This window comes from Bacillus alkalisoli (genome assembly GCF_002797415.1).
GTDB lineage: Bacteria > Bacillota > Bacilli > Bacillales > Bacillaceae_I > Bacillus_CD > Bacillus_CD alkalisoli.
The window spans coordinates 2,727,359-2,739,585 of record NZ_KZ454944.1 but is presented as its reverse complement, the minus strand read 5'-3'; the positions used below and the strand labels follow the sequence as shown (position 1 = coordinate 2,739,585).

The window sequence follows — 12,227 nt, the reverse complement described above, 5'->3', positions numbered from 1 at the left end:
CTCTAATACATATGAAAAAAGTGCTCAAAGAATAGCATAAATCTAAAACAAAATATTAAAGGACTGTTAAAAGTGCCTCGCACCTGTAACAGTCCTTTAATGTTAGTTTTCGTTTAGGAGGTCTAGGATGTATGATTTTAGGTCTACGATACGTATAGAATCAGGCATTTTTTCTGTGCCTGCGATGATGAGACTAGCGTGTGTGTCGTTTTTGTGTAAGCCACCATGTTCTCCACCTCCGTTGTGAACAGGGGCTGTTTCGGAAAACACGACGTATCCGGGCTTTCCAGTGACTACAACTGAGTTTGGTTGGCTTTTTAATGCACTCATTAACTGATTGAAAGCGTCAGGATAATCCGTAAACTGAACTGTTTTTTCCTTAGCATTTTCTTTTACTTTCAAAAGATCGAAACTTCCTTTTACATCCCACTGCTGCCCATAGGAATCTGTCCAATCGTTACCTTGTCGGAACAATAAATTTTCATTATGGTCTGGACTCCATACTTTTACCCAATCATCTTCTAAGTAAGCGGTTAGAGCAATACGTTCATCTTCTATACCAGTTCTCGCTATATCGACTTTTGTAATACCATTTTTAAGGGGTTCAATATAAGCCATCCGATGATTATTGGAAATGACAATGTCACCTGAAGAAGGTTTCTCGGTAAATTTGGCAATTTTATAATCACCATACAATGAATGTAAATCAATTTTTGCTAATGTTTCATCTTCTGCAAGAGCATCTTGTCCGTGATCACCAAAGAGAATAAAAATGTTATCCTCTAGAGCATCATTCCAGTCTTCATACACATCCAATATACGTTTAATATGTTGTTCTACTTCCTTAAAACCATTTACATAAGGTGGTCCATTTCTATGTGTTTTCTTATCCATTTCTGGAAAGAATGCTAGCAAAAAATCTGGCTGTTTGCTATGTTGCATTAACTCTGTAATAACTTCTGCTGCATAGTTATCTGTAAAGCCAGCCCGTAAAATTAAAGCATCGGACAGTAATTCATTTTGAAGAATACTAGGACGATGAAAGGAGCCGTATGAAAATATGTCAGGACCATAAGTCTCTATCTTATCGTCTAAGCCAATCGTTTTTTCTAGAATAAAGGGTGCTTCGAGTTCATGTTTTGTTCTCCCACGGTGTACTAATAAATTTATTGATCCAGACGACTGATTATTATCATGCAATTCCTCAAAAATAGTCTTACTATCTTTGTTCAAGTGGCTGTTGTTTAAATGGTAAAATGCATCTTCTAAAGATTCTTTTACACCTAGTTTTCTTAATGTTTCAATGGATGTACCGTAATCAATAATTCTATCTTCTTTTGCATCGTACCAAGTTAAGCCAGGTACTTTATGTTCGTTTGGCATTTGACCAGTAATTAATGTCGCTTCAATGGTTACAGACATAGAAGGAAAGGGTGCAACTAAATTATCGTAAACTTGTCCATTTTCCATTAAAAAGCGCAAAGCTGGAAAAACACCTTCTTGTAAACTAATTTGTAGCAATTCATCCGTCATCGAATCAACCATTATCATGATTATCTTTTTGGAAGAAGAATTAGTTGGACTTGTAAATTGATCGGATTGACAACTTGTATTGAAAAGTAAAATCAGTATACAAATGATTAAGACTTTACGCATCATTCCCACTTCCTAATTCGTTTTTAGTAACTTAACAATATGTTTAGCACTCGCTAAAGGGTCAATACTTTGATTAAATTTAGTAATGCTTCTTAAAGCTTTTTTCTTCGATTTTTTAATGAATAACATTTCTTTTACAACTGGTACTAAGTCTGTTAGCTCTTCAATGTGTATAGCTAAATCATTGTTTGTTAAAAAAGAGCAATTTTGTTCTTCGTGACCTGAGATTGGATTCGTAATGATCATCGGTAAGCCTTTTACTAATGCTTCAAAACATGTTGACCCTCCTGGTTTTGTAATAAGCAAGTCAGACGCATCCATCCAATCATGTATAGAAGATTCATAACCTAAAATTTTTATATGTGGATGTCCTGATGAAATCATTTCTAGACCTTTCTTTAATTCAATGTTGTTACCTGTACATATAATTATTTGTATCTCTTCCTTTAAAGAAAACAACTCTATTGCAACCTTTTCCATTCCACCTAGTCCAAGACCTCCGCCCATAATGAGCACGGTCGGAATGTTTTTTAGTTTTAACTTAGCTCTTGCATTTCCTTTATCTTGTCTGTTCCAGAAACCTTTCCTTGTAGGTAACCCAGTTACTCGAATTCTTTCATTTTCTGTACCAAACTTTTGTAAGTCTTCGTTCATTTTGTCAGAGGAGACAAAATAAAAATCGATTTCAGGGTTTACCCAACATCCGTGTAAATGTAATTCAGTCACCAGAGTACATAAAATAAAAGTGCTGTTATTTTTGAATTTAGAGGCAAGCGTATTGGAAAAAGGATGAGTACATATGATGATATCTGGTTGATATTCTGTTAATAAGCTATGCATTTTTTTATAAAAGAATAGGTACAATACAAAACTATACCATCTAGAACAAAGTTTATTTTGGCTGGATGTGTATAAAAATCTCCAAAGGTTTGGGTAGTCATTAATTAGAGTTAGATACATTTTGTTAACAATTATGGATGTAAAGGGAAGATAGTTCTTACCTACTTCTACTACTCGAACATCAATGGTAGGATCAATATTCAAAATTCCTTCTTTTAGGGAATGCGCTGCAGTAGTATGACCAGCTCCATATGCTTCAGAAAGAATTAATACGCGTTTTTCCACTAGCCAACCTCCTACACTACATGAATTCGTCAAATGTAATATGATTAGTATTTATTTAACAGAATTAATTATGTGTTTGTTTTACTAGTGAATAAAATTATATATTCATTCAAATAATAGCAAGAAAAGATGCGAGTAGGTGTTTTACTTGAAGGACAAAACGAATATTCAATTAACAGTGGCGGAGATGTCGAGTTTGTGGACTCAATATATTAACGATACTGCATCTATTTGTGTACTTACATATTTCTTAGAAAAGGTAGAAGACGAAGAAATACGCCCTATTATAAAGGAAGGAGTTGTTAGGGCAAGAAAACATATAAAGTTGGCAAAAGATATATTTACAAAGATGGACTTTCCTATTCCAATTGGTTTTGGAAATAACGACGTAAATATTGGTGCACCTAGATTATTTTCTGATAGTTTTATGTTGATGTATATCAGACATATGTCCATTTTAGGAATTGGTGCTGGTAGCGTTGGGTTAGGTTTAGTTACTAGGCCAGATATTGTTGTTTTTCAAAAGCAATTAATTAAAGATTCCATTTTTCTGCAAGATACAACTAGGGAATTAATGTTGGCTCAAGGTACCTATGTTCGCCCACCTTTTATATCTACTCCTGATAGAGTGGACTTTGTTGAAAAACAGTCATTCTTAACCGGTTTTATCGGAACCCAAAGACCACTTACAACTATTGAAATTACTCATTTATTTATGAACATCCAGACAAATTCTATTGGTAAGGCACTTATTTTGGGATTTGCGCAATGTGCGAAAAGTGAAGAAATTACGGAATATTTTTTAAGAGGAAAAAAGATAGCACAAAAGCACATGGATTTATTTAGTGATATATTGAAAAAACAAGATATACCTGACCCTATGAGTTGGGACACATCTGTAACGGACTCAACAACATCACCTTTTTCAGATAAGCTAATGTTATTCCATATAGCAGCGATGATTGCAGCAGGAATCGGAAACTACGGTGCGGCTATGGCAGCTAGTCCGAGAAAAGACATTGGATTAAAATATGGATCACTAATACCTGAAATTGCACTATATGCTGAAGATGGTGCAAATTTAATGATAAACAGAGGGTGGTTAGAAGAACCTCCGCAAAACGATAACAGAGAAAAATTAGCAAAAGGAACATAATTGAGTCCGTTTCATAATGTATTTATACTATACGAAAAACGGATTTTTTTACACAGCACTTAGTATTAAAAACACCTTTTTAAACGCCAGATTATTCTTTGTTATAGCGAAATATTCGTTTTTCATTAAACGAACCGTTATAATAAAATTGGGTCAAATATCTTGTAATGTTTTATTGAAAAAAAGAAATAATATAAAGTAAAGGGGGCGTTAACATGGATAAGTTAATCGAAATAGTAAAGTACCTGCTTATTCCGATCATAAGACAAATTCTCGTGCGAATGCGTCATCCAGAAAAAGTCACCTTTGTACAACGATTAATATTTGCAATGTAACAAAAAGCTTACAGGTGCCATTGGCACCTGTAAGCTTTTTGTTACATTAATCTTTTACTTTTACTAAATCTGTTAAAACTCCATCTCTAAGCCTAACAACATGGTGATCGTTTTCGTTTGGAATAACAAAAAAGCCGTTTAGAAAATCTGTTGAAGTTTCTTTGAAAAACAGACAGCTACTTCTTTTTCGTTGTGCGTATCAAATGTTAATTCATAATCAGTTCCTTTAGGAGCAAGATGTGCATGAATACCTCGGTCATATGAAGATACTTGGTTAAAAATATCACGTGAGACTTCAACTAGATGAATATCAATTCCATCTAATTGCTGAAACAACTCATTAATCATGGAGTGACGTACCATTAACTCAAGTTTTGTTGTACACATTGACCTAAAATGATTGGGGTTACTTTCTTTTCGTTTGCAATCCGAGCTATGACCACAGATATCTTCTTTCCATCGCATATTCAAAGAATGTCTCAATTTTATATTTTTGTGCTAAAGCTTTAAATAACATCTTTGTTTGAATTTCATTAAATTCTAAGTCTTCTTGCTTTGTTATATATACATATCAAACAAAACACTTCCCCCAAAATGTATCAGCAATCATTTTACCTCTTTGAATCAGTCTCTCTGCATGAGAAGGATTACTAACTGCTTCAGTGAAAAGGACTTAATATTGTCCAAAGTTAGAAAAATTATGATTAACAGTTGAATGAAACGTAATAAAACTGTAACGTAAGGATATAGTCAAAGTAAGTGGAGGTGAAACAATTGAATAAATATAAAGTTTTAGTTATTGCTGATGCGATACTAGCATTAGTAGTATTGGGAGTACTTGCATATTACGTTTCAACAGAAGGTATTGAATTAAGATTCTGGGTAACGTTAGCAATTTTTGCTTATGCGATTAGCTTACTAGTAAAAAATTGGAACAAGTATAAAGAGGAAAAACAAAAAACAGATACTAATGGGCAGGAATAAGATAAGTAAAACAGAATGAATATGTGTACACCTCAAAAGGGGGATGGGAAACATATGTCAGTAAAACAGCATTTAGTGGACTTACAAAAAAAGATGAACGCGAATCCTGAAGGAATAGAGCGATTAAATTCAGTTTATCAGTTTGATTTGACTGGAGATGTAGATGAGCAATATCAAGTGAAATTTGAAAACGGTAAAGCAGAATTAATAGAAACAACTCAATTAGAACCAGATTGTACACTACAACTTTCAGGAGAAAATTTGTTGAAATTGTTAAGAGGAAATTTTAATACAACAATGGCATTTATGACAGGTAAATTAAAGGTTAAAGGGGATATTACACTAGCTCTGAAATTACAAGCAGCTCTAGAAAAATATTCATGATACATAGTGTACTAATAAAAAGTGTGGGGCTGGAACAAAAAGTTTGATGAATTCGAATACCTCCCACATTCATTTTCACAAAAGAAAAACACAAAAATGAACATGGAGAGGTCTCCCGCATTCATTTTCACAAAAGAAAAACACAAAAATGAACATGGAGAGGTCTCCCGCATTCATTTTCACAAAAGAAAAACACTAAAATGAACATGGAGAGGTCTCCCGCATTCATTTTCCCCAAAGAAAAACACAAAAATGAACATGGAGAGATCTCCCACATTCATTTTTACAAAAAAAAAACACAAAAATGAACATGGAGAGGTCTCCCGCAAAAGAGAATCCTAACGTAATTAAGATTCTTCAAAAGGTCTACAAACAATCTCTCCACATTTATTATCTTTATCTAATTCCACTTCAAAATTATGCTTCTCATAAAAGTGAACTAATCGATCGACATGATTCCAATCTCTTTCGGCGATATCTCCAGTAATATATTGTATGTTTTGTTCTTTTGCTACTTCTTTTAAGTAGTTCATACAAATGGAGCCGTATCCCATATTTTGAGGTCCTTTAATATCCCCGATAAAGATGGTGTTGTTTTCTTCGTATTTCGCATGTATAGAGAAGTCCCAAGAGCCACGGTATGCCGATTGGCAATCATTTAGCATAATCTTACACGAGTGTTCATCTTGATCAGTATATACAATAACCCAATTATCGTCTTTTGTTTGGTCAATACCAATTACGTGCCATTGTTTGGCAATTTCTTTCATATTATCTTGCATTCTAAAAAGTTGAAATTCTGTTCTCTCTAAATCCTGTTTCAACTCTTCTTTATCTCTCGTCTCTTCCTCTGCTTCAAATACGCTTATGAAGGACATCAAACTCCCCCTTATTTAAATCAATCTATATTTTATTAATATATTTTTACATGTTCAAAAACAAACCGCCTACAATTATACTGACAATATGAAGATAATACAAGTGAATTTTAGGTCGTTCCTAGGGTGGTGCCAGGCACCACCCGAATTTTCTTGTTTCACAAATTGTTACACAAGAGGATTTTGTCGGAAAATAATGGAAAAGAGGATGAGCTACGTTCGCTCATCCTCTTATATAAGTGGCTATTATAAGCCATATGATTAGTAATTAGTAACTATAAGTCACATGAGTCGGTTTCATAATGTTTGACTACTAGTCGAAAAACGAACTATTTTTTGCAATCAAAGTGAAAGTACGTCTATAGATACGAACACTCCACATTAAAATAAAAATAATTACAAGGAATCGTTTTTCAATAAACGAAACGTAATTATGACATTAACTCACATAAATGAAAATTTAAATGTTTGCCGCGGTTAAAATTCCATGGTAGTTTTTATTTGAATAAATTTCACAATACCGGTTCCTTTAAAGAAAAACGGTGTTTTTCGTATAGTATTTATACTTTGTGAAACTTACTCACTTAAACAACGTATACCCTACCTCTAATACGTCCTTGCGGCTCCTAGTCCGCGCCAGTGTGATTAAGCTTTCGTGAAAAAACTAGATGGAACGCCAGTGCATCTATGTGACTGCAACTTGTTTACAAAAGATGTCATAACGTTCTTCCTTTCCAATTTAAAGTTACTAATTCGTTTTACTACAAAAGAAAATTGCAGTGAATCACTTATTATACTATAAATAAAAAATAAGTCAACTATGTGTCACATGCAGGCATCTTTTTCGTTTATTTGATAATATAAACATTAGAGTATATAGAAGAAAGTAGGGGTATTGATGGCATTTGAACCTAACACAAAAAGTACAATCGAAATTATTAAACAACTTGTATCCATTCCAAGTCCTTCTGGAAACACAACAAAAGTAATTGAATTTGTAGAAGACTTCCTGAAAGATTTTGATGTGGAAATGAAGCGAAATCGAAAAGGTGGTTTACTAGTAACATTACAAGGTGCAAGCAATTATGAACACCGCATGCTAACTGCTCACGTAGACACATTAGGTGCGATGGTAAAAGAAGTAAAATCTAACGGCCGCCTAAAACTGTCGATGATTGGTGGATTTCGATGGAACTCTGTAGAAGGTGAATATTGTGAAATAGAAACTTCTACTGGGAAAAAGTACACGGGTACCATCTTAATGCACCAAACTTCCGTACACGTATATAAAAATGCAGGAGACGCGCCTAGAAATGAAAATAATATCGAAGTGCGGATTGATGAGAAAGTAACCTCTGCGGATGAAGTACGTGCTTTAGGAATTGAAGTAGGAGACTTTATATCATTCGACCCACGAGTACAAGTAACAGAAAGTGGCTACTTAAAATCACGTCATTTAGATGATAAAGCAAGCGTCGGCATTATACTTAACCTTATTGCTACAATTAAAAATGAAGGAATTACATTGCCATATACAACACATTTCCTTATTTCAAACAATGAAGAAATTGGATACGGCGGTAACTCCAACATCTCACCAGAAACGATTGAATATTTAGCAGTAGACATGGGAGCTTTAGGAGATGGACAGTCATCAGATGAATATACAGTCTCTATTTGTGTGAAAGACTCAAGTGGACCTTATCACTACGGTTTAAGAAAACATCTCGTACAAATTGCAGAAGAAAACGGTGTAGAATACAAACTAGATATTTATCCGTTTTACGGTTCAGATGCTTCTGCAGCAATCCGCTCAGGACACGATATCGTTCACGGATTGATTGGGCCTGGAATCGAATCATCGCACGCTTTCGAACGTACACATGAAACATCAATTGCTAACACAGAAAAACTACTATGGTATTACGTACAATCACCATTAGTAAGTTATTGATTATAAAAAGCAGTTCTCTAAATTGATGAGAACTGCTTTTTATATGATAATATTAGAATTTGTAGCTTCCGCATAAAAATCTTCAATATAATCTTTGGTATACCAAACCCATTTTGTCCAAATTTGATATCGAAGGAATTTCCCCTATTATTTTGTATTGTATCGGCTAGATTGAGCAAAATATGTAAAAAGCCAAAATAGATGGGGCGATTAGGTTGAAAAGTAGAAAACCTCTTTGGATGCTAACGGTGCTCGGTTTGTTATTAGTGATTGTCTCCTTTACGCTTGGTAGGAAGCGATTAAAAGACTGGTTGCTTGTCTATTTATTTATCTCCGTCACAGCAAGTCTAATTGGGAGTGCGGTGGCGGGTAAAAAATTAATTATTTATCCAGTTCGTCTTTTAAGCGAATTCTTTAAAAGTAGTGTTCTATTCGATTATTTACTATTACCAATCACTTGTGTTATTTACAACCAAATTACAAGTTATAAAGGTTTTTCACCATCCTTAATATTTGCTTTTATCTTTACTATTCCGATGTCGGCATTGGAGCTCTATATAGAAAGGAAGACAAAATATGTTGAATATATAAGGTGGAATATCTTTTATACTTTTACTTCTATGACCATAACATTTTGGATGTCTAAGTTTTTCACAATGATACTGAATCGCTTAAAAAATAACGATGCAATCGAAAAAACCACGCTTTGATTGTCAGGCGTGGTTTTTTATTTCTGTTAAAGGTTAATGTGATTTATGATACCTTTTTAGCGGTTGATTTCCGCGCAAGTCGGAGACTCCTCGAAAATGCCACCGCATTTTCTTCGTGCGATGTACCGCTGCCGTAGCCCCCCTTGTCCTGCGGGAGAAGCGAGGGCGGCCGGGAGACACCACAGGCTCATATGCGCCGAGGAGTAGGTTTTTTCACGGTAGTGAAAATAACCTTCCTTTTTAACGCCCGCAAAAAGCGAAGACTTGCACGGAAATCAACAGCGGTGTTTAACAGAGCTTGTCTGAAAAAAGAAATAGTGTTAAACATTTTGAAGTGGACTTAAGTAAAATATTCAATTTTTGCTTGTGGAAAATAAGCATTTATATATTCTGATAACGTTTCTTTTATTTCTGTAGCTTCATCTTTTTGATAAACATACTTTCCAATTCCGTATTTCCCCCATTTATATTGCCTTTTAGCTTCGTCTAGTTCTAATTTTGTCATCGGATAATTTTGTTGGATAACACGCTTAGCGGGTTTTGTAAATCGATGCTGAATCAATTCAAAAGTTAAATTTTCTGTAGCTTTTTTAGGCAATTTTTCATATAGCTTTTGAAAAAGTACCTTATAACCTTCTTGCCATCCTTCATGAATATAAATAGGAGCTACTATAAACCCTAATGGATAGTCGGCATTTGCCACCTTCGCAGCTGCTTCGATGCGCAAATCTAAAGGCGAAGTACCAGGTTCGAAGTTTTTTATTACGTAATCTGCATTTATGCTAAAACGAAAACGTGTTTTTCCTTGATGATCCGCATCTAATAAATGATCAACATGATGGAATTTTGTTACAAAGCGAAGCAAACCATGATCCTTTGTACCAAAAAATTCAATAGCCCGTTTAAGAGTATGTGTTAAATGATCAATTCCAACAATATCGGATGTACAAGATGCTTCAAATCGTGTAATTTCAGGAGCTCGTTCTGCCATGTATTTATCTGCTTGATCAAATATATCCTCAACATTTACATACGTCCGAATATAGGGCTTGCTGCCCATAGTAGTTTGTAAATAGCAATAATGACAATGACCCATACAACCAGTAGCGAACGGAATGGCATATTCAGCTGAAGGTTTAGAAGTATCAAACTTTAACGTTTTTCTTATTCCTACTACAAGGGTAGATTTTGCGATACGATATTTTTGGAAATCATTATCCCCTGGTAAGTTTCGAATTTGATTATGGGAAGTTGTTTCTCGTATTTCTAGCCCCATCGTTTCAAATTTCTTTTTTAGTTCAGCCCCTAAAGGATACTCTAAAGCCTTAGGTTCAAAAAATACTAATTGGGGAACAAATGGTTTTATCATATAGTGTGTTTCCTCCTAACCATAAGTCGGCCCGAAATATTCATTATACAAACTTTCGGCCTCTTCTTCCGTCTTAAAAAGGACAAATTCATTCGATAAAGGATAATAAGTATCATATAAGAATAAAGCGAGCTCTCCATCATTATGTGGGTCATCCACTACTTGAGCTTGTTGGATAGACGCTACATTTTGAGTGTGTGGGTTTCGATAAAACAAATACACAACTTCACCAGCGCTATACGATGTACTTTCTGAATAATCCATTATTAAATCACCTGCTTTTTCGTAATTGTTGCTATGCTTATTCTTTTATTTTGAAAGTGAAATATTCTTTTTATTCACCTGAAAATATTTCTAGGGAATGATTTACTAATTTAATGGAAAAATACACGTTATGAGAGTATTGAGTATTGAAAAGGAGGGTAAAGTTATATGAATTTACAATCGGGGAAGCTTTACTGGAGTGAAACAGTTGAAAACACTCCAACCTATCCAAAGCTAGAAGAAAACATTGTGTGTGATGTGTTAATTATCGGTGCAGGAAGCTCAGGGGCTCAAGTTGCTTTTATGCTAAAAGATAGCGGATTAAACATTGTCGTAGTGGATAAAAGAAAAGTGGGTACTGGAAGCACTAGTACGAATACTTCTTTAATTCAATATTTAGGCGATAAAACCGTTACACAACTCGTAAATACGTTTGGAGAAAAGAAAACATTTCGCCATTTCAAGCTATGTGAACAAGCAATCCAGGATATCGAATCTATTTCAAACACATTGCCAATAAACCCTGACTATATTAGAAGAGACAGCTTATATTATGCAAGTTACGAAGAGGATATAAATGGATTAAAAAGTGATTATAATTATTTAAAAAAACATGATTTTAAAGTGGATTGGTTAGATGAGAATGATATTGCAGAAAAATATCCTTTTAAAAAACGTGCAGCAATATATTCATACAATGACGGAGAAATGAATCCTTTAAAATATGTGTATGGCTTACTAGAAGCTTGTAAAGAGAGTGGAGTTCGTGTATATGAACAAACAGTAATAAACAGCCGTTCTATTAAAAAGGAAGGTGCTGTTCTATATACAGAGGGGCATCATGAAATTCAAACTAAACATGTTGTATTTGCATGTGGTTATGAAAGCATAGATTTTAAGAAACAAAAAAATGCCGTTATCGAAAGCTCTTACGCAATGATTACGACACCAATATCGGATTTTTCAAGTTGGTACAACAAAACATTAATTTGGGAAACAGCTAGACCTTACATATATATGAGGACAACGCCAGATAACCGTGTCATTATTGGAGGGTTAGATGAATCAACAGACGATGCAGAGAAACGTGACAGTAAGATTATTCATAAACGAGATAAGCTTTTAAAGGAATTTAACAAGCTGTTTCCAGATTTTAATGTAGAAGCAGATTATTATTTGGGTGCATACTACGGCGGAACGCATGATGGGTTACCCATTATAGGAATACATCATGAAAATCCAAACTGTTACTACATTTACGGATATGGAGATAACGGAACGGTATACAATTATGTACTTGGAAAAATTGTAGTGGACTTAATAAAATATGGAAAAAGTGAAAATCTTGATTTATACTTACAATCAAGACAACAAAATTAAAATGCCTAATAATTTAGGCATTTTTTAATGTT

At 34.3% G+C, this 12,227-nt stretch carries 12 protein-coding genes; 6 read left to right on the top strand and 6 right to left on the bottom strand.

Going from position 1 to position 12,227, the window contains the following annotated elements:
* Positions 1–102: 102 nt before the first annotated feature.
* The gene (locus CDZ89_RS13620; protein ID WP_096154993.1) at positions 103–1,659 is read right to left on the bottom strand and encodes an alkaline phosphatase family protein; all 1,557 of its coding nucleotides are present in this window, start codon (positions 1,657–1,659) and stop codon (positions 103–105) included.
* Between the two features lie 9 nt (positions 1,660–1,668).
* The gene (locus CDZ89_RS13615; protein ID WP_141395211.1) at positions 1,669–2,781 is read right to left on the bottom strand and encodes an MGDG synthase family glycosyltransferase; all 1,113 of its coding nucleotides are present in this window, start codon (positions 2,779–2,781) and stop codon (positions 1,669–1,671) included.
* A 148-nt stretch (positions 2,782–2,929) separates the two neighbouring features.
* Between CDZ89_RS13615 and CDZ89_RS13610 the strand changes: the two genes are divergently transcribed.
* Complete coding sequence (locus tag CDZ89_RS13610) at positions 2,930–3,937, top strand: DUF3231 family protein (RefSeq protein ID WP_096154991.1); 1,008 nt, start codon at positions 2,930–2,932, stop codon at positions 3,935–3,937.
* A gap of 473 nt (positions 3,938–4,410) precedes the next feature.
* On the opposite strand, the gene CDZ89_RS19710 is transcribed toward CDZ89_RS13610, so the two are convergent.
* Positions 4,411–4,743, bottom strand: coding sequence for a hypothetical protein (locus CDZ89_RS19710; protein ID WP_141395210.1), 333 nt, complete (start codon positions 4,741–4,743; stop codon positions 4,411–4,413).
* Positions 4,744–5,046: 303 nt separating this feature from the next.
* Here CDZ89_RS19710 and CDZ89_RS13600 point away from each other — a divergent pair, with 303 nt between their 5' ends.
* Together CDZ89_RS13600 and CDZ89_RS13595 are read left to right on the top strand one after the other, a co-directional pair.
* Positions 5,047–5,256 (top strand): hypothetical protein, encoded by a 210-nt coding sequence (locus CDZ89_RS13600; RefSeq protein WP_096154989.1) that lies wholly within the window; start codon positions 5,047–5,049, stop codon positions 5,254–5,256.
* A 54-nt stretch (positions 5,257–5,310) separates the two neighbouring features.
* The gene (locus CDZ89_RS13595) at positions 5,311–5,640 is read left to right on the top strand and encodes an SCP2 sterol-binding domain-containing protein (RefSeq protein ID WP_100333821.1); all 330 of its coding nucleotides are present in this window, start codon (positions 5,311–5,313) and stop codon (positions 5,638–5,640) included.
* A gap of 347 nt (positions 5,641–5,987) precedes the next feature.
* Here CDZ89_RS13595 and CDZ89_RS13590 read toward each other — a convergent pair whose 3' ends face one another.
* On the bottom strand, positions 5,988–6,518 hold the full coding sequence (locus CDZ89_RS13590) for a GNAT family N-acetyltransferase (RefSeq protein WP_100333820.1): 531 nt from the start codon (positions 6,516–6,518) through the stop codon (positions 5,988–5,990).
* An 898-nt stretch (positions 6,519–7,416) separates the two neighbouring features.
* Here CDZ89_RS13590 and CDZ89_RS13585 point away from each other — a divergent pair.
* Positions 7,417–8,472, top strand: a complete 1,056-nt coding sequence (locus CDZ89_RS13585; RefSeq protein ID WP_100333819.1) for a M42 family metallopeptidase — start codon at positions 7,417–7,419, stop codon at positions 8,470–8,472.
* A gap of 215 nt (positions 8,473–8,687) precedes the next feature.
* On the top strand, positions 8,688–9,182 hold the full coding sequence (locus tag CDZ89_RS13580; RefSeq protein ID WP_096154985.1) for a CBO0543 family protein: 495 nt from the start codon (positions 8,688–8,690) through the stop codon (positions 9,180–9,182).
* Between the two features lie 340 nt (positions 9,183–9,522).
* On the opposite strand, the gene splB is transcribed toward CDZ89_RS13580, so the two are convergent.
* Entirely contained in the window at positions 9,523–10,551 is a 1,029-nt protein-coding gene (splB, locus tag CDZ89_RS13575) for a spore photoproduct lyase (protein WP_096154984.1), read from the bottom strand.
* A 15-nt stretch (positions 10,552–10,566) separates the two neighbouring features.
* The gene (locus CDZ89_RS13570; RefSeq protein ID WP_096154983.1) at positions 10,567–10,815 is read right to left on the bottom strand and encodes a transcriptional regulator SplA domain-containing protein; all 249 of its coding nucleotides are present in this window, start codon (positions 10,813–10,815) and stop codon (positions 10,567–10,569) included.
* A gap of 168 nt (positions 10,816–10,983) precedes the next feature.
* Here CDZ89_RS13570 and CDZ89_RS13565 point away from each other — a divergent pair, with 168 nt between their 5' ends.
* Entirely contained in the window at positions 10,984–12,195 is a 1,212-nt protein-coding gene (locus CDZ89_RS13565) for an NAD(P)/FAD-dependent oxidoreductase (protein ID WP_096154982.1), read from the top strand.
* Positions 12,196–12,227: the final 32 nt, after the last annotated feature.